Annotated in this window: 15 protein-coding genes; 7 read left to right on the forward strand and 8 right to left on the reverse strand. The window is 75.1% G+C overall.

Annotated features, from left to right (window positions below):
* Positions 1-214 precede the first annotated feature (214 nt).
* The 3 genes from ACWGIS_RS22715 (at position 215) to ACWGIS_RS22725 (ending at position 4,454) form a co-directional block, all read left to right on the forward strand.
* Positions 215-2,596 carry a SpoIIE family protein phosphatase gene (locus ACWGIS_RS22715; protein WP_453364322.1) on the forward strand — a complete coding sequence of 794 codons (2,382 nt, stop codon included), beginning with the start codon at positions 215-217 and terminating at the stop codon, positions 2,594-2,596.
* 74 nt (positions 2,597-2,670) lie between these two features.
* Positions 2,671-3,966, forward strand: a complete 1,296-nt coding sequence (locus ACWGIS_RS22720; protein ID WP_453364280.1) for an arsenic transporter — start codon at positions 2,671-2,673, stop codon at positions 3,964-3,966.
* 5 nt (positions 3,967-3,971) lie between these two features.
* Entirely contained in the window at positions 3,972-4,454 is a 483-nt protein-coding gene (locus ACWGIS_RS22725) for a universal stress protein (RefSeq protein WP_453364323.1), read from the forward strand.
* Between the two features lie 6 nt (positions 4,455-4,460).
* Here ACWGIS_RS22725 and ACWGIS_RS22730 read toward each other — a convergent pair whose 3' ends face one another.
* From ACWGIS_RS22730 to ACWGIS_RS22745, 4 genes are all read right to left on the reverse strand, one after another.
* The gene (locus ACWGIS_RS22730; protein WP_453364281.1) at positions 4,461-6,332 is read right to left on the reverse strand and encodes a ricin-type beta-trefoil lectin domain protein; all 1,872 of its coding nucleotides are present in this window, start codon (positions 6,330-6,332) and stop codon (positions 4,461-4,463) included.
* Positions 6,333-6,604: 272 nt separating this feature from the next.
* The gene (locus tag ACWGIS_RS22735) at positions 6,605-9,382 is read right to left on the reverse strand and encodes an AAA family ATPase (protein WP_453364282.1); all 2,778 of its coding nucleotides are present in this window, start codon (positions 9,380-9,382) and stop codon (positions 6,605-6,607) included.
* The gene (locus ACWGIS_RS22740; protein ID WP_453364283.1) at positions 9,379-10,239 is read right to left on the reverse strand and encodes an alpha/beta hydrolase; all 861 of its coding nucleotides are present in this window, start codon (positions 10,237-10,239) and stop codon (positions 9,379-9,381) included. Before ACWGIS_RS22740 ends, ACWGIS_RS22735 begins: the two co-directional genes overlap by 4 nt.
* A gap of 1 nt (position 10,240) precedes the next feature.
* The gene (locus ACWGIS_RS22745; RefSeq protein ID WP_453364284.1) at positions 10,241-10,864 is read right to left on the reverse strand and encodes an NADPH-dependent F420 reductase; all 624 of its coding nucleotides are present in this window, start codon (positions 10,862-10,864) and stop codon (positions 10,241-10,243) included.
* A gap of 282 nt (positions 10,865-11,146) precedes the next feature.
* Here ACWGIS_RS22745 and ACWGIS_RS22750 point away from each other — a divergent pair, with 282 nt between their 5' ends.
* On the forward strand, positions 11,147-12,058 hold the full coding sequence (locus ACWGIS_RS22750) for an endo alpha-1,4 polygalactosaminidase (RefSeq protein ID WP_453364285.1): 912 nt from the start codon (positions 11,147-11,149) through the stop codon (positions 12,056-12,058).
* 488 nt (positions 12,059-12,546) lie between these two features.
* On the forward strand, positions 12,547-13,443 hold the full coding sequence (locus tag ACWGIS_RS22755; protein WP_453364286.1) for a hypothetical protein: 897 nt from the start codon (positions 12,547-12,549) through the stop codon (positions 13,441-13,443).
* Positions 13,444-13,464: 21 nt separating this feature from the next.
* Here the strand turns inward: ACWGIS_RS22755 and ACWGIS_RS22760 are convergent, their stop codons facing one another.
* Together ACWGIS_RS22760 and ACWGIS_RS22765 are read right to left on the reverse strand one after the other, a co-directional pair.
* Entirely contained in the window at positions 13,465-13,995 is a 531-nt protein-coding gene (locus ACWGIS_RS22760) for a flavoprotein (RefSeq protein WP_453364287.1), read from the reverse strand.
* A 69-nt stretch (positions 13,996-14,064) separates the two neighbouring features.
* A complete protein-coding gene (locus ACWGIS_RS22765) occupies positions 14,065-14,523 on the reverse strand; it encodes a nuclear transport factor 2 family protein (protein ID WP_453364288.1) in 459 nt (152 codons plus the stop codon).
* Positions 14,524-14,635: 112 nt separating this feature from the next.
* On the opposite strand from ACWGIS_RS22765, the gene ACWGIS_RS22770 reads away from it, so the two are divergent.
* Positions 14,636-15,214 carry a TetR/AcrR family transcriptional regulator gene (locus ACWGIS_RS22770; protein ID WP_453364289.1) on the forward strand — a complete coding sequence of 193 codons (579 nt, stop codon included), beginning with the start codon at positions 14,636-14,638 and terminating at the stop codon, positions 15,212-15,214.
* Positions 15,215-15,419: 205 nt separating this feature from the next.
* On the opposite strand, the gene ACWGIS_RS22775 is transcribed toward ACWGIS_RS22770, so the two are convergent.
* Entirely contained in the window at positions 15,420-15,623 is a 204-nt protein-coding gene (locus ACWGIS_RS22775; protein ID WP_004979083.1) for a cold-shock protein, read from the reverse strand.
* A 251-nt stretch (positions 15,624-15,874) separates the two neighbouring features.
* Positions 15,875-16,348 (reverse strand): nuclear transport factor 2 family protein, encoded by a 474-nt coding sequence (locus ACWGIS_RS22780; protein WP_453364290.1) that lies wholly within the window; start codon positions 16,346-16,348, stop codon positions 15,875-15,877.
* Between the two features lie 185 nt (positions 16,349-16,533).
* On the opposite strand from ACWGIS_RS22780, the gene ACWGIS_RS22785 reads away from it, so the two are divergent.
* Entirely contained in the window at positions 16,534-16,977 is a 444-nt protein-coding gene (locus ACWGIS_RS22785) for a nitroreductase family deazaflavin-dependent oxidoreductase (protein WP_453364291.1), read from the forward strand.
* The last annotated feature ends 54 nt before the right edge of the window (positions 16,978-17,031 follow it).

Here is a 17,031-nt window from a genome sequence, read left to right on the forward strand (position 1 = left end):
CTGACGGTGCAACGTGTCCGTCGGCCGGGGATTCGGCGGCGCCGGCGTCCTCCGCCGCGTGCGACGCCTTGGTCCCGGCGGTGCCACCGGGTCCCGGCCACGTCCGCCGACCGGGACCGCCCGTCCCCCGGGTGCCGGACCGCGCCACCCACTAGGCTGGAAACACGAGTGACGTTGCTTGTTCACTGTGGGTGTGCGCAAGGGAGTGGCGACGATGGGCCCGGTGCTTCCCCTCGACGAGTCGGCCACGGCACGGGCCGTCATCGACGAGCACGGCATCGTGCGCCACTGGAACGAGGGCGCGCGCCGGCTGCTGGGACACGCGCCCGCCGACGTCGAGGGCCGTCCCGCCGCCCGTCTGCTCGCCTCCGCCGGACCGCCCGCGGGCCCCGCGCCGGACGAGGGCCGCTGGAGCGGCACCCTGGACCTGCGGCACCGCGACGGCGGCACCCGGTCCGTGTGCGTGCTCGCCCACCACCGGCGCCCCGGGGACGGCGGACCGGGCGACTGGCTCCTCCTCAGCCCCCTGGAGGGCCTCCGCACCTCGGCGGACGACCTCCTCGTCTCCGCCGCCCTGGCCCAGTCCCCCTGCGCGACCGCCGTCTACGACGACCGGATGCGGCTCCGGGGGATCAACGACGCGATGGCCGGGGTCATCGGGCTCCCGGAGGACCACGTGCGCGGGCTCCGGGTCCCCGAGATCAGCGGCAAACCGGAGAGCGCCGACCTCGAACGCCAGATGTACGACGTGCTGGCCTCCGGCACCCCGCGCGACGTCGAGACGTATCTGCGCGCGGGCGGTGAGGAGCACGCCCACGCCTGGCTGGCGCGGATCGCCCGGCTGACCGACGCGGACGGCCGGGTGCGCGGCGTGTGCGTGTCCGCCCACGACTTCAGCGACCAGTACCGGGCCCGGGAGCGGCTGCAGGTCGTCAACGAGGCGAGCGTGCGCATCGGCACCACCCTCGACGTGACGCGTACGGCGCAGGAGCTCGCGGACGTCTGCGTCCCCGCCCTCGCCGACTTCGTCAGCGTCGACCTGCTGGAGCCCGTGGACCACTCGGGCGACCCCACCCCGGCCCCGGTCACCGCGCCCGTGACCCTGCGCCGCGCCGCCCACCGGTCCGTGAACCCGGGCGCCCCCGAGGCCGTGGTCCGGCTCGGCGAGGTGGACGTCTACCCCGCCTCCTCACCGCAGGCCGACTCCCTGCTGGCCGCGCGGACCATCGTCGCGCCGGACGAGACCGCCGCCCTCGCGGACTGGCTGTCCTGGGACCGCCGGCGGGGCGAGCGGGTCGCGGAGTACGGCATCCACGCCACGATGTCCGTCCCCGTCCAGGCCCGCGGCGCGACCCTGGGTGTCGCCGTCCTCAGCCGGTTCCGCCGCCCCGACCCCTTCACCGCCGAGGACGTCCTGCTCGCCGAGGAGATCACCGCGCGGGCCGCGGTGTGCATCGACAACGCCCGCCGCTACTCCCGCGAGCGCGAGACCGCGCTGGCCCTGCAGCGCAGCCTGCTGCCGCGCTCCCTGCCCCGGACCGCCGCCGTCGAGGCGGCCTCGCGCTATCTGCCCGCCGCGCGCGCGGGGGTCGGCGGCGACTGGTTCGACGTGATCCCGCTGTCCGGGATGCGCGTCGCCATGGTCGTCGGCGACGTCGTCGGCCACGGGATCCAGGCCTCGGCGACGATGGGGCGGCTGCGTACCGCGGTGCGCACCCTCGCCGACATCGACCTGGCGCCGGAGGAGCTGCTGACGCACCTCGACGACCTCGTCGTACGGCTGTCGACGGAGGCGGGCAGCGACGGCACCACCGGCGAGGTCGGCGCCACCTGCCTGTACGCGGTGTACGACCCGGTGTCGCGGCGCTGCACCGTGGCGCGGGCCGGGCACCTGCCGCCGATCCTGATCCCGCCGGACGGTCCGCCCCGGCAGCTCGGCGTGCCGGCCGGACCGCCGCTGGGTCTGGGCGGCATGCCCTTCGAGTCCGCCGAGTTCGAGCTGGCCGAGGGCAGTGTGCTCACGCTCTACACCGACGGGCTGGTCGAGAGCCGCGAGCGGGACCTGGACGCCAGTCAGGAACTGCTCCGCGAGGTCCTGGGGCGCTACTCGGGCTCCCTGGACGAGACCTGTCACGAAGTCCTCCAGCACCTGCTCCCGCCGGGCGGCGCCTCCGACGACGTGGCCCTGCTGCTCGCCCGGACCCGCGAGCTGCCCGCCTCCCAGGTGGCGGCCTGGGACGTCCCCGCCGACCCCTCCCTCGTCGCCCCGGTCCGCAAGCACGTGGTGGAGCAGCTCGACGCCTGGGGTCTGAGCGAGGCTGGGTTCACTGCCGAGCTGGTGGTCAGCGAGCTGGTCACCAACGCCATCCGCTACGGCGACCATCCGATCCGGCTGCGCCTCATCCACGACGACACCACCCTCATCTGCGAGGTCTCCGACAGCAGCCACACCGCGCCGCACCTGCGCCGGGCCAAGACCTTCGACGAGGGCGGCCGGGGGCTGCTGCTGGTCGCCCAGCTCACGGAGCGCTGGGGCAGCCGGCACACCGCCGAGGGCAAGACGATCTGGGCGGAGATCGCGCTCCTGGAGGAATGAGGGGCGGCCGGTGAGCGGGTCCGGGGACCGCCACGGCCGGGTCCGCGGCGGTCCGCCCGGAGGGGGCTGCTTTCATGAACGGGCACGAGGAACCGCGCCCGGAGGACCGAACCCTGAACACCCCGCTCGCCGAGGCACTCTCGGTCGTCCTGCTCGTGGCCGTCCTGGTCTGCGCCGTCGTCCGCCCCTTCGGCCTGCCCGAGGCCGTCGTGGCGGTCCCGGCCGCGGGCGTCGCCGTCGCGACCGGCGCGATCTCGCTCGACCACGCCCGCGCGGAGAGCGCGCACCTGGGTCCGGTGGTCGGCTTCCTGGCCGCGGTGCTGGTCCTCGCCCGCTACTGCGACGAGGACGGCCTCTTCCAGGCGTGCGGGGCGTGGACGGCCCGCTGGGCGGCGGGCAGTCCTGGGCGGCTGCTGACCGCCGTCTTCGCACTCGCCTCGGCGATCACCGCCGTGCTGAGCCTGGACGCCACCATCGTGCTGCTCACCCCGGTGGTGTTCGCCACGGCCGGCCGCATGGGAGTCCGCCCCAAGCCGCACGTGTACGCCTGCACACACCTGTCGAACACGGCCTCGCTGCTGCTGCCGGTCTCCAACCTCACCAACCTCCTCGCGTTCACCGCGAGCGGGCTGAGCTTCACCCGCTTCGCCGCCCTGATGACGCTGCCCTGGCTGGTCGCCATCGGCGCCGAGTACCTGGTGTTCCGCCGCTTCTTCGCCCGCGACCTGAACGCGGCCGCCCCCACGCCGAGCGCCGGCGCGCCGCCCGAGGTGCCGGTGTTCGCCCTGGTCACGGTCGCCTGCACGCTGGCCGGGTTCGTCGTGGCCTCCGCGCTCGGCATCGACCCGGCCTGGTCCGCGACGGCCGGGGCGGCCGTCCTCGCCGTACGGGCCCTCGTGCGGCGGCGCACGACGCCGCTCGCGGTGCTGCGCGCCACCGCGCCCGCCTTCCTCGCCTTCGTGCTGGCGCTCGGCATCGTCGTGCGCGCGGTGGTCGACAACGGCCTGTCCGACGCCCTCGGCCGGCTCCTGCCCGACGGCAACGGGTTCCTCGCCCTCCTCGGCATCGCCGCCCTGGCCGCCGTCCTCGCCAACCTGATCAACAACCTGCCCGCGGTCCTCGTGCTGCTGCCGCTGACCGCCGCGTCCGGTCCGGGCGCCGTGCTGGCGGTGCTGCTGGGCGTCAACATCGGGCCGAACCTGACCTACGCGGGATCCCTGGCGACCCTGCTGTGGCGGCGTATCGTGCACGAGCACGACCACGGCGTCGGTCTCGGCGAGTTCACCCGGCTCGGTCTGATCACCGTGCCGGCCGCGCTGGTCCCGGCCGTGGCGGCACTGTGGACGGGACTGCTGGTCTTCGGAGGCTGATGGACATGCGGGTGATCGCCTGGCTCGTCGAGGGGACCTGGCCCGCGTCCGTCGACGCCGTGCGCGCCCACGCCCCGCGGTCCGCGGACGTGGTCCTGCTGCACGTCAGCGAGCCGGACGTACCGGCTCTCGCGCACGGCGCCTTCGCGGGCCTGCTCGGCCGCGGCCATCCGGAACGCGACCCCGGTAACCGCCTGGAGGACCTGGGCACGGTGTCGGCGGCCCGGCTCCTGGACGCCGCGGCGGAGCGGCTCGGCGGTCCCTGCACCCGGCTGGAGCGCACCGGGCACGCCGAGCGCGAGGTGGTCGACGCGGCCCGGGGCGCCGACCTGCTCGTCCTCGCCCGCGACGGCGACCGTGCGCGACTGGGCCCGCACAGCCTCGGCCCGGCCGGACGTTTCGTCGTCGACCACGCGCCCTGTCCGGTGCTGCTGGTCTGGCCGGAAACGGCGCCGGACGTCACGACGCTGCCGCCGCCGCCCGCCTGAAGCCGGTCAGTGCCGGTGCCCCCGGCCGCCCCGGTCCCACCAGCCGTGCCCGTCTCCCCCGCAGGTGAACCACGAGCACGTGTCCCGGCCGGAACCGCCGGACGTCCCGGTGGACGGGGCCGCGGTGGGGGCGGGCGTGGCCGTCCGGGACGGGGGCGCGGAAGGCTTCGGACTGCTGTCCTCCGGTGGCGCCGGGCGGTCCGCGGAGTCCCAGTCGACCGACTCCAGCCGCAGCCGGTCCGCCGAGGTGTCGGTCAGCCAGCGCTGCACGGCGGACTCGTCCGCACGGGGCTTGAGGACCAGCGCGGCGCCGTCCCGCGAGGAGGCGGGCGTGAGCGCGAGATCCTGGTTCCACCGGGGGACGAGGGTGCCCTGCAGGGTGAAGTCGTAGCGCACGTTCCTGGTCCCCGGCCTCCCGGCCCCGGTGCACCTGCCGAGCACGACGGAGTGGCCGAGGTGGGAGTCGAGGCACAGTTCGGGGGCGGTCCGGCTGCGCAGCAGCCCGTCGGTCTCGTACACCCACTGCTGGTTCGCGGCCGCGGCGCACGGGAGCAGGACGGCCTCGGCGCCCGCCGCCGGCGTCCCGCGGTCCAGGCCGACGCACAGTCCGCTCGCGGTGTTGCGGAGCCGGCCCCGCAGCGTGCCGACGGGACCGCCGTCCGCGGTGCTCACCCAGGCGGGCGGGGCGTCGGGCGCGGACTCCGTGCCGGGGCCGTTCCCTCCGGCCGGGCGTCCGCCGCCGTCGGCGCCGTCCCCGGAGGCCGCCCACACGGCGAGCGGTACGAGGACGCAGACGCCCACCGTCAGGACGGCGAGGGCGAGACGCCTGCGGTGGCGTGCGCGCCGGTGCGCGCGCAGCGTCGCCGTGCGGGACCCGGCGCGCGGCGGCCGGGCGGGCGCCGGCGGGGCGGCGGACCGGGCGCGAGACGTCTTCGCGGTGACCGGGGCCCGGGTCGCGGTGCCGGTGAACGGCTCACCGCCCCGCACCCCGCCCGCCTGAGCCCTCGGGGGTCCCGCCGGCCGCTCCTCGCCGGGCTCCCCGTCGGTCCGCCCGGGCCGGGAGTCCAGGTAGTCCCGCGCACCCCAGCCGAGTACCGCCTCGGCCAGCAGGGTGGCGAGCCGCCCGTCACGGTGGTCGAGCTGCCCTGCGGCCTCCCCGCAGTGCCGGCAGGTGCTCAGGTGCTCGCTCAGGTCGGGGTCGAGGACGTCGTCGTCGCGGCGCAGGGACACGTCCAGCAGCCGGCTGTAGCGGCGGCACTCCTGGTCGGGGGCCAGTTCGCGGTGGACGTCGAGACAGCCCGCGCGCAGCAGCGAGCGGGCCCGCTCCAGCTTCACGGCGGCGTCCTCGGTGCTCAGTCCCAGCAGCGCGGCGGGACCGTCCAGGTGCTCGGCCTCGACGTCCGCGTGCCAGAGCAGGCAGCGGGCGGGCGCGCCGAGACGCTGGAAGGCCCGGGAGACCAGACGTCCCGTCGCGTGGGGCAGGAGCCGGTTCGCGGCGGGTTCACCGTCCTCGGCGGTGGAAAGGAGGGCGGGGTGGAGCAGTTCCCGGCGGTGGTCCGTGTCCCATTCCGCGGCGATGCGCCGTACGGCGACGAGGGCTTCGGGCCGCCAGGCCGCCGTCGGACCGCTCCCGCGCAGGGTCTCCTCGAAGAGCCGGGTGAACGCGGTGGTGGTCAGCATCCCGGCGGGATGAGGGCCGTTCGCGCACAGGAGCGCGTACGAGTAGGCGGCTTCCCAGTGGCGGCTGAGGAGTTCTCCGACGGGCTGATGCGTGGGTCCTTTTCCCGAGTGCCTCTTCAGTTCGGAGGCGAGTTGTTCGTCCGTCGGCTCGGATGCTCGGCCGGGGGCGGAGGAATTCGGCGGAGGGATGTCATTCACGTGCACTTTCCTCCCGAAGCCCGCGCGGCGAACAGTCCGTACCGGAGTTCCGCGACAGGGGGTCACCAGAAACGCAAAAGCGTGCAGGGGGAAACGAAATCGGCCGCGCCCCGTCAGGCACGGCACACCTTTGCACAGGTCACCGAGACGGAACAAGACATCCCGAAACTTTCGCGACTCTCTTCGGCACGCGCGAATTGACGCGTTGTCAGCAAGCGCCTCGAACGGGCAATTTCCCCTCTCCGTCCCTTCCTGTTCCCGCCCGGCGCGGACTACTCCCCGAGCACGTCGCGGAGTTGGGCCCGCGAGGTGATGCCGAGCTTGGGAAAGATCCGGTAGAGGTGGAAACCGACCGTGCGGGGCGAGAGGAAGATGCGCTCGCCGATCTCGCGATTGGTGAGGCCGGTGGCGGCGAGCCGGGCGATCTGCACCTGCTGCGGGGTGAGTTCGGCCAGCGCGTCGGCGGCCGGCGGCGTGCCGGGCGTGACGCCGGCCGCGCGCAGCTCCGCGAGGGCGCGTTCCCGCCAGGGGCGGGCACCGAGCCGGTCGAAGACGTCGAGCGCCGCGGTGAGCAGCGGGCGCGCCTCCACCGAGCGTCGTCTGCGGCGCAGCCATTCCGCGTAGTCGAGGCGGACCTGCGCGCGTTCGAAGGGCCATTGGTCGCCCTCCGGGTCGGCGAGGGCGGCCAGGAAGTGCCGTTCGGCGTCGTCCGGTCCGGCCAGGAGCGCGCTCGCCCGGTGCACGATCGCGTCGAGCCGCACGGACACCCCGCCGGCCCCCGCGAGCCGCCGGCGGACGGCGCCGAGGACGCGCCGCGCGTCCTCGGCCCGTCCCGTGCGCACGGCGGCCGCCGCGAGATCGGCCAGGTGGTAGTCGGAGGCGTGGTAGTGCAGGGGTTCGGGTTCCGGGTCCTGGGTGTAGACGGCCCGGAAGCGGTCGTAGGCCGCCGGATGATCGCCTTCGGCGAGCGCCGCGGCGCCCAGCGCGTAGTGCGCCCGCACTTGCAGACTGCGGCAGTTGGGCAGGTCGATGCCGTGTGCGGCGCGCTGCACGGCGGCGCGCGCCTGCTCGGTGTCGCCGCGCAGGGCGAGCAGGGTGGCCCCGAGGACGGGCGAGCCGACGGCCACGTTCTCCAGGCCGGCCTCGGCGGCGGTGCGGTACGCCTCGTCGACGGCTTCCTGGCACGCGGCCCACGAGCCGTTCTCGTACAGGGCGAGGGCGAGGGCCTGGGCGACGGTCGCGTTGGCACCGGCGGTCGGGGAGCGCCGCAGGTGTTCCAGGGCGGCGCCGAGCAGGCGTATCGCCTCGGCCGTCTCGTCGAGGATCCAGGCGGCGGCGCCGGCGGCGGTCAGCCGGGACAGCCGCTCGTCGGACCCGCCGGGGCCGGACTCCGCCGCCGGCTCGGTCCAGGCCGTGCCGCGGAGCATCGACAGGGCCTGGACCCGGTGCCCCAGCGGGTCGCAGCCGGCCAGTATCCACAGCCGGCCCGTCTCGTCGCGCTGGTGAGGCACCCGCTCGGCGGTCCGCAGGATCTTCTCGCGGTGCGTGAAGTCCCCGGCGTTGTAGGCGGGGGTGGTCGCGGTGCTCAGGGCGTCCAGGGCGAGCCCGGGGTTCGTCTCGACGGCGGCCTCGGCGACCGGCAGCAGGAAGCCGAGCGAGCCCTCGAACTGGGTGGTCACGGCGAGAGCCCAGCCCGCCCGGAGGGACGCCTCGGCCAGCACGGCCGGGTCCTCGGCGATCGCCGCGACGCGGGAGGCGATCTGGCCGACCCAGCGGGGGTGCCCGGCGTACATCGCCATGGTCGCCGCCCGGACCAGGCGCCGCGCGCGCACGGCGGGGTCGGGGGTGAGCAGCGCCGCCCGTTCGAGCGCGGTGGCCGCCGCCGCGTAGCCGCCCCGGCGTCGGGCGCGCGAGGCGCTGTCCACCAGCTCCCGGGCCACCTCCTCGTCGACGCCCGAGACGGCGGCGGCGCGGTGCCAGGCGCGGCGGTCGGGTTCGCCGTGGAGCACGTCGGCCAGCGCCCGGTGCGCGGCGTGGCGTTCGGCGTAGCTCGCGGCCTGGTAGACGGCGGAGCGGATCAGGGGGTGGCGGAAGCGGATGTGCCCGTCGGCGATGCGGACCAGTCCGGCCCGTTCGGCGGGCAGCCAGTCGCCGGGGCCGGCCGGGCGGGCCGGGTCGTTCGTCGCGGCGGCGGACAGGATGACCGGCAGCTCGGCCGTCTCGGCGGCCGCGGCGAGGAGCAGCAACTGCCGGGTGGGGCCGGGCAGTCGGGGCAGGTCCGCGGCGAAGATCTCCTCCAGCCGGGCGGTGAGCGGCAGCGTGCCGTCCTGTGCGGCGGCCGGGTCGCGTCCGGCGGCGCGGGCCAGCTCCACCAGCGCGAGCGGCACGCCCGCGGCCTGTTCCAGGATGCGGGAGCGGGCGCGCCCGACCGGCGGCCGGGGCTGGACGTCGAGGAGCCGGCCCGCCGCCGCGGGCTCCAGCGGCTCGACCGCCAGCGTCCGGGCCTCGCGGGCGAACGGCGCGGGTACGCAGCCCTCACGCGCCGCGACGAGCAGGGTGAGCGGTTCGCCTTCGAGGCGCCGGGCGACGAAGGCGAGGACGTCGAGCGTGCCCACGTCCAGCCAGTGGGCGTCGTCGGCCACCAGGAGCAGCGGCCCGCCGTGCGCCGCGTCGGAGAGCAGGGTCAGGGCGCCCAGCGCGGTCAGCAGCGGGTCGGCGGGCTCGGCTCCCTCCTCGATCCCGAACACGCCGAGCAGCGCCGCGCGTTGGCGTGCGGGGAGCCCGTCGGCCAGGTCGAGGACCGGGCGCAGCAGCTGGTGGAGTCCGGCGAACGGCAGCTCCGACTCGCCCTCGCAGCCCCGGCAGCGCAGCACCCGCGCTCCGGCGCGCCGGGCCAGGCGGGCGGTGGCGTCCAGCAGCACGCTCTTGCCGAGCCCTGGGCCACCGGTGACCAGCAGGACCTGGGCCGACGGATCGTCCACCAGCCCCGCGAGCAGCGCCAGTTCGTCCTCGCGGCCGACGATCCACTCGTCTCCGACGGGCGGCGTCATGCGGCGAACCGGAGGATGGCGTCGGCGACCGCCCTGGGGCTCTCCAGCAGCATGGCGTGGGTGGCGTCGATCCCGGTGACCGTCACCCCGGCTCCGTACTGGGCCAGTTCGGCGAGTTCCCGGTCGAGGTCCTTCGCACCGGCGGCCGTCGGCCCGCACGACCAGTCCATGCCGGGGATCCGGGGCGCGGGCCGCAGCGCACGGCCGAGCAGCACGGGCCGCGTCGTCCGCCGCAGGAGGCCGAAGAGGTCGAGCGAGCCGACCGCTTCGCGCATCTCCCGCGCCCGCGCGCGCTCGGGCCGCAACTCCAGCCGTCCGTCGGGCCGGTCGTGGGTCGCGCGCAGGACGCCGGCCTCCAGCAGTTCGTACGGGATGCCGAGCCGCTCCGACAGGGTGCGCTGGAGGGCGAGCAGTTCCTTGAGCCCGTCGGCCGGCAGCGGACGTCCGGACAGGGCGGCCGCCGGATCTCCCCCGTACCCGGGGTCCCCGTCCTGGCCCGGGCGTTCCCACCCGAACCCGTCCAGGTTCACGGCGCCCGGCGTGAGGTCGGGGTGCTCCAGCGCGTACAGGACGGCGATCACACCGCCGACGCAGTGCCCGACGGGCAGCGCGTCCGGTACGCCGTACTCCTTCAGGACGCCTTCGAGGTGACCGAGCACCTCCGGGACACCCCAGGCGCCGGACGGGGAGAGACCGTGTCCGCGCAGATCCACGGCGAGCACCCGGTGGCGGTGCACGAGCATCGGCGCGACGGCCGCCCAGTCGGCGAGGGTGCGTCCCGCGCCGTGCAGCAGGAGCAGGGGCGGGCCCTCGCCCCCGTGGTCGTGCACGGCCGGTGCGCCGCGGTCGTTCCTCATGTCATGACAATAAGGCCTCCGCGCCGGGCCTCAGAATGAGTTCCAGCGTCGCCAGCGGGCCTCCCGGGAACTGCTGGAGCCGCCCGCCGGCCGCCAGCGGCCCGAGGTCCACCGCCGCCCAGCCCGCCCGCCGCACGAGGCCGGCGATGCGGCCGTTGGCCCCCGGGTGGTTCCCGGAGAGGAAGATCACACGGCGTCCGGCGGGGGTGCGCGGGTCGGCGCCGAGCAGGGCGGGCGGCAGCGTGTTGAACGCCTTGACCAGGCGCGCACCGGGCAGCAGACCGGCCACGACCTCGCTGGACGGGCGCCCGCCGAGCTCGGCCGGCGTGTGGTCGGGGCACAGCGGGTTGACGGTGTCGACGACGATCCGCTCCTGCCAGTCCGACGACTCGGCGGCCCGCACCGCCTCCCGCAGCCGCTCCCAGGGCACGGCGAGCACGACGATCTCCTCGACGGCCGCCGCCTCCACCGTCGCGGCCGTCGCTCCGGGTCCGAGGGCGCCGGCCAGCGCCCGCGACCGCTCCGGGCCCCGGCTGTCGCTGACGACGACCCGCTCCCCGGCGGCCAGGAAGCGGGCGGCGAGGGCCTGCCCGACGGCTCCCGCGCCGATGATCCCGATGGGCATGCGTGCCTGCTCTCCCGTGGTGCCCGGCTGCTCCGACGTGCGCACCGGCCAGCATCGGGCACCGGCCGTCGCGGTGCTTCTGTCGCGTGACCTGATTCCGCGGCGCGGGGGGCCGCTTGACTCGCGGCGCCCCGGCGCGCTTGGATCTTTGACGTGCCGTGGTGGAACCCGGCACGCAGAGGTGCGCCCAGCCGGTAGCGGACACGGTCCAAGCCCGGCCACAGTCGCCAGGACCGCGGACGCGTCCGAGGCGGGGTCGTACTCGCAATCGATGGAGCGGACATGTCCGTCACGCGTGCGGGCCGTTCCCGGCCCCTGCGGACCGTCGCCGCGGCCCTGGCCGTCCTGACCGCGCTCGCGGGATGCGGATCCGGGTCCGACGGGACCGGCAAGAACCGGGCCGGCGCCCGGGACGGCGCGGCCACGGCCGGGACGACCCCGGACGACCACGACAGCCCGAAGCAGGCGCCGTCGTCGCGGACCGGGGTGCGCCTGCCGCCGCTCGGCGCGGGCTTCGACTACCAGATCGGCGGCGCCTATCCCCCGCCGGCCGGCGTGCGCGTCGTCAGCCGCGACCGCTCGGCGACGCCCGCGCGCGGCCTCTACAACGTCTGTTACGTCAACGCCTTCCAGGCGCAGCCGGCGGAACGCGACACGTGGCCCGCCGACCTGCTGCTGCGCGACGCCGACGGCGAGGTCGTCGTGGACCGCGACTGGAACGAGGCACTGCTCGACATCGGCACCCCGGCCAAGCGCGAGCGGGTGGCCGCGCGGGTCGCCCGCTGGATCGACGGCTGCGCCGCCAAGGGCTTCGACGCGGTCGAGCCCGACAACTACGACAGCTACACCCGCTCCCGGCACCTGCTGACCGCCGACGACGCCGTCGCGTTCGCCAGGCTCCTCTCGGCGCACGCCCACGCCCGGCACCTGGCCGTCGGCCAGAAGAACACGCCGGAGCTGGCCGGGCGCAGAAAGGCGGCCGGGCTCGACTTCGCCGTGTCGGAGGAGTGCGGCGAGTACGACGAGTGCGGGGTCTACGCGAAGGCGTTCCGGGACCGGGTGCTCGACATCGAGTACACCGACAGCGGCCTGCGCAAGGCGCGCTCCGGGTTCGGCGGCCGCCTGAGCATCGTCCGCAGGGACGTCCTCGTGTCCACACCGGCCGACGAGGACTACGTCCGCCGGACCCGCTGACGGGTTGGCCGAGCCCGGGGACCGCTCGCCGTGGCCGTCGCGGAAGCGGGCCGACAGGCATGTCCCGTCCGGGTTCGAGTCCGGGGACGCTCCGGGCCGTCGCCGAACCGGACCCTCGGGCACGTCCTGACCGGGCCCGGGCCGAGCCCGGGGACGCGCCACGGCCGTCGCCGAACGTGACCGACCGGCACGTCCGTCCGGGCCCGGATACGAGCCCGGGAGGTGCCGTGGCCGTCGCAGAACATGGCCGCCCGGCACGTCCCGCCCGGGCCCGGGTGTGAGCCCCGGGACGGCTCGCCCTGACCGTCGCCGAGCCGGGTCGACCGTTACGTCCCGTCCGTGGCCCGGGTGCCTCGGACGGGTGCCGGTCCTTCGTGCCGGCAGGTGACCGTCCGGCGTGGGAGCGGCGGCTCGGGACGGCCTGGCGCGCATCCTCGACGCACGCGACCGGCGGACCCGCCGGTCACAGCCGTGCGGGAGGAAGAACCGTGCCGACACCCCCCACCGTCCGCAGGACGTCCCGGACCCTCACGGCGGCGGCCCTGCTGGCCGCCGCCGTCGGATGGGGCGTCGTGGGAGAGCCCGCCGCGAGCGCCGAGCGGCGCGCCCCCTCCCCCGCCCCCGGCCCCGGCGCTTCCGCACCCGCCACCCTGTGCGCCCAGGCGGGCATCCTGAAGGGCGAGAACGGGCAGCGGGCCGCCGTGAACCTGTGCGCGAGCAGCGGCGGCCCGACCATGTCGGTGTCGGCCCCGGCCACCTGCACGCGGGCGGGCACGTCCGTCGCGTACGCCTGTACGACCTCGGGCAGTTGGACGGCGCGGCGCGCGGGCGAGACCGTGGCCTCCGGGACACTGCCCGGCGGACGCGAGTACCCGGGGCCCGGCACCTACGACATCAGCGGCGAGGTGCACGTCCGCTCGGTGCCCACGGGTGTCGACCTGCGCGGCCGGGTGCACGCCACGCTGACCCTGTCCGGGCCGAAGGCCGCGCCCACGCACCGCATCGACGTCGACCGGGACTCGCTGCGCGCGGGTTCCGCGACGACCGTGACCTACACCGTCGCGCGGGAGAGCGAGCAGGGGGACGGCAGCGCCCGGTTCGGGCTCATCGGCGAGGAGGGATCCGGGGTGGAACTGACGACGTCGGACCCGCGCTGCGTCAATCCGCTGACCGGCCGCCATCCGTCCACGAAGCGCAGCACGCACGCCCTGGACTGCGCGCTCACCGAGCTCCAGCCGGGCCGGCCCGACACCGTCGTCGTCCACGTCGCCGTGCCGGAGTCCTGCTCCACCGTGGTCTCCAAGCTGGGCTACTGGATGCCGGAGGGCCAGGCCGTGTACACCGGCGGCATGCTCGTCGGGCCCACGCTCACCTGCACGGACTGACGGTCCGCCGCCGCGTCGGGCTCAGGCGGGACGGGCGAGCAGGTCGAGCACCCGCTCCCAGCGGAACTCGCCGCGTCCGCCGTCCGGCCCCGGCGCACCGTCGTACGGGTCGCCGAACCGGACACCCATGCCGCCGAGCCGCTCGACGCTCGCGCGGTAGGCGGGGTGGGCGGCCAGCGCCTCGTTGACGCAGGGCAGTACCGCCGTCGGGACGCCGAGGCCGTACGCCTCGCACAGGGTTCCCAGGGCCAGCGTGTCGGCTGTGCCGGCGGCCCACTTGTTGACCGTGTTGAACGTGGCCGGCGCCACGGCGACCGCGTCGGGCGCCGGGAACGGGCGGGGATCGCCGGGCGAGCGCCAGGCGGAGCGGATCGGGCGGCCGGTCCGCTTCTCGGCCTCCGCCGTGTCGAAGAAGCCGACCGCCTGCGGGGTGGCGATGACGCCGACCTCCCAGTCCGGCAGGGCGGCGGTGATCAGCGTGCCGACGTCCGCGGCGACACCGGCGGCGCAGACGACGACGTACAGGAAGGGCTTCTCGGCGCGTTCGCTCACCCGAGCACCCTAATGACCCGGGCCCCGCCGTCCGGATCCGGTCGGCGTCGCGTGGGGTCGATCCCGGCCTCAACGCAGGGGCAGGGTGTCCCCTTGTTCCGACTCGGGGCGCGGGCCCCTGATCCGGCGCTCGCCCTCCTCGATCCGGACGTCGTCGATGCTCGCCTCGCGGCGCGTCATCAGGCCGTGCTCGTCGAACTCCCAGAGCTCGTTGCCGTACGAGCGCCACCACCGGCCGTCCGCGTCCCGGCACTCGTACTGGAAGCGGACGGCGATCCGGTCGCCGTCGAAGGCCCAGAGGTCCTTGCGCAGCGCGTACTCGTGCTCCCGCGCCCACTTGGCGGTGAGGAAGGCGACGATCTCGTCCCGGCCCCGCACAAACGTGTCGCGGTTGCGCCAGACAGAGTCCCGCGAGTACGCGAGGGAGACCCGGTGCGGGTCGCGGGTGTTCCAGGCGTCCTCGGCCGCCCGGACCTTTCGGGCGGCCGTCTCGCGGGTGAAGGGCGGAAGGGGTGGACGGTCGCTCATGGCGTCCTCCTCGGGTGGGGCGCGGCAGCCCGCGATGCAAGAGAACGTCCGTTCTCCAGGTGGCTGCTAACGTAAGAGAACGCTGGTTCTCACGTCAAGGAGCGGACTTCGGATGGACAGCACGGCGGCCCGTGACCAAGCCCTGGCCCTCGCGCGGACCCAGGCCCTGGACGCGGCGGAGGAGCTGTTCTACGGGCGCGGTGTCCAGGCCGTCGGCATGGACGACGTACGCGGCGCCTCCGGCGTCTCGCTGAAGCGGCTGTACCAGTTGTTCCCGTCCAAGGAGCTGCTGGTCGAGGCGTACCTGGAGCGGCGTGACGTCCGCTGGCGGCGGCACCTGGCCGAGTACGTCGAGCGGCGGGAGGACCCGGCGGAGCGTGTCCTCGCGGTCTTCGACTGGCTGGAGGAATGGTTCGCCGAACCCGGGTTCCGCGGCTGCGCCTGGATCAACTCGTACGGCGAACTCGGCGCCACCTCACCCCGGGTGGCCGCTCAGGTGCGGGCGCACAAGCAGGCGTTCAAGGGCTGGCTGACGGAACTGGTGGCCGACGCGGGCCGGCCGGCGTCCGTCGCCGGACAGGTGTACCTGCTCGCCGAGGGCGCCATGGTCACCGCGGGGGTCGAAAGGAGCCCGGCGCCCGCCGTGCACGCCCGTGAGGCTGCCCGGGTACTGCTGAACGCCTGCCGGTAGGGCGCGAATCGCGGACCGGCGCGAAGAGGTCGAGATCGGCCTGGACGACGCCGAGGCGGGCGCGGAGGAAGGCTGAGGGCGTGGGGAGCGCGGAGGCGTCCACGCGCTCGGCGGGGAGAACCCTGTGCCGCCGAGCGGTCCCGGCCTGGGCCGGGACCGGGTCGAACCGGCCCGGCCCGAGGGCCGGGACCGGTTCGTGCAGGGGTCAGGCGGGGGTGATGTTCTCCGCCTGCGGGCCCTTCTGGCCCTGGGTGACGTCGAAGGTCACCGCCTGGCCTTCCTGGAGCTCACGGAAGCCGCTCGCGTTGATGTTGGAGTAGTGCGCGAAGACGTCCGGTCCGCCGCCGTCCTGCGCGATGAAGCCGAAGCCCTTTTCGGCGTTGAACCACTTGACGGTTCCGCTGGCCATGCTGTGCCCTCCGGTTGAGATCGGGACCCGCACCGCGCGGGCCCCAGAGGTGATCGACCTGGTCGACCGCACAGCAAAGCGCCCGCGCCGGAGCGCGGGCAGGTACGGCGAACCACGACATCTGGCAGCGACGCTACACGGCGGAACCGGCGCCCACCAGAGAGCAATGGGACATGATCCGGACGGCGCGTCGCGCCGACGTTGTCCGGATCCGCCCCGGCCCGGCGCCGGCGACGGCGTCCGGGCCGCGCTCAGGGCCGTCCGGGGGCATGGCCGGCGGGCCGGTCCGGCTCGAAGGCGCGGGCCACGGAGAGGCTGTCCTCGTACACGTGGTGCCGGGTGACCAGCCCGTCCGTGACGGTGAGATGCAGAGCGAACCTGGCTTGGTAGTCCCGTCCGGTGGCCGCCGCCGTCTGGCGGATCTCGCCGAGCACGACCGCGTCGCCGCCGTCCACGAGAACACGCTCGATCGCGGTGGCCGCCCGGCCCGGCACGTGGTGCGCGGTCAGCTCCCGATAGTGGGCCGCGGCGTCGGCGCGCGTGGAACGGTGGCGGATCCAGGGCGTCGCGGACCGCCCGTGCTCGTCTTCGGGCCAGCTCAGCTTCCAGTCACCCCGTTCGGCGTACAGCTCGGCGATCCGCTCGGGATCGGCCTCGCCGATCCGGCGCAGCAGTTCCTCGACCAGGCTGCGGGTGGCGGCGGTGCGGTCGGCTGCTGCGGACATGAACGGACTCCCTGATCTGTACCGGTGCCGGCCCGGGGGCCGGCGGCGTACTACGGGCCCACCGTGCCCCGTCCGGCCGACACCGTCGATTACCCCTGAGGTAGGGGCCTGGTTGATTTGCGCGCGAACCGGTGTTGAATCTTGACTGGACGACACCAGTACAACGCGACGATGGGACGGAAGACATGCCTCTTGAGGGCGAGTACGAACCCAGCCCGGAACAATGGGTGCGCGACCAGGTGGAGTTGTACGAGAGCTCCGGCGGCACCAAGGGGACGACGCTCGGCAACACGGGCCTCCCCGTCATCGTCCTCGCCAGCCGGGGTGCCAAGAGCGGCAAGATCCGCAAGACCCCGCTGATGCGGGTGGAGCACGAAGGGCGCTACGCGGTGGTCGCGTCCCAGGGCGGCGCGCCCAAGCACCCGGTCTGGTATTTCAACCTGAAGGCCGACCCGCACGTGTCACTCCAGGACGGCCCCGACGTCCACGACCTGACCGCGCGTGAGGTCACCGGTGAGGAGAAGGCGGCCTGGTGGGAGCGCGCGGTCGCCGCCTACCCGCCGTACGCCGACTACCAGAAGCAGACGGAACGCGAGATCCCGCTCTTCGTGCTGGAGCCGACCGGCTGATTCCGTCACCCGCACCTGAGTGACCCGTACGAGCACCGCTCGGCACGGGTCACC

Source organism: Streptomyces sp. NPDC054842, assembly GCF_053611025.1.

What these genes read in the sequence shown, in the direction of transcription:
- ACWGIS_RS22715 (WP_453364322.1), top strand. Translation starts at nt 215, where the DNA reads ATGGGCCCGGTGCTTCCCCTCGACGAGTCGGCCACGGCACGGGCCGTC.
- ACWGIS_RS22720 (WP_453364280.1), top strand. Translation starts at nt 2,671, where the DNA reads ATGAACGGGCACGAGGAACCGCGCCCGGAGGACCGAACCCTGAACACC.
- ACWGIS_RS22725 (WP_453364323.1), top strand. Translation starts at nt 3,972, where the DNA reads ATGCGGGTGATCGCCTGGCTCGTCGAGGGGACCTGGCCCGCGTCCGTC.
- ACWGIS_RS22735 (WP_453364282.1), bottom strand. Translation starts at nt 9,382, where the DNA reads ATGACGCCGCCCGTCGGAGACGAGTGGATCGTCGGCCGCGAGGACGAA.
- ACWGIS_RS22740 (WP_453364283.1), bottom strand. Translation starts at nt 10,239, where the DNA reads ATGAGGAACGACCGCGGCGCACCGGCCGTGCACGACCACGGGGGCGAG.
- ACWGIS_RS22745 (WP_453364284.1), bottom strand. Translation starts at nt 10,864, where the DNA reads ATGCCCATCGGGATCATCGGCGCGGGAGCCGTCGGGCAGGCCCTCGCC.
- ACWGIS_RS22750 (WP_453364285.1), top strand. Translation starts at nt 11,147, where the DNA reads ATGTCCGTCACGCGTGCGGGCCGTTCCCGGCCCCTGCGGACCGTCGCC.
- ACWGIS_RS22765 (WP_453364288.1), bottom strand. Translation starts at nt 14,523, where the DNA reads ATGAGCGACCGTCCACCCCTTCCGCCCTTCACCCGCGAGACGGCCGCC.
- ACWGIS_RS22770 (WP_453364289.1), top strand. Translation starts at nt 14,636, where the DNA reads ATGGACAGCACGGCGGCCCGTGACCAAGCCCTGGCCCTCGCGCGGACC.
- ACWGIS_RS22775 (WP_004979083.1), bottom strand. Translation starts at nt 15,623, where the DNA reads ATGGCCAGCGGAACCGTCAAGTGGTTCAACGCCGAAAAGGGCTTCGGC.
- ACWGIS_RS22780 (WP_453364290.1), bottom strand. Translation starts at nt 16,348, where the DNA reads ATGTCCGCAGCAGCCGACCGCACCGCCGCCACCCGCAGCCTGGTCGAG.
- ACWGIS_RS22785 (WP_453364291.1), top strand. Translation starts at nt 16,534, where the DNA reads ATGCCTCTTGAGGGCGAGTACGAACCCAGCCCGGAACAATGGGTGCGC.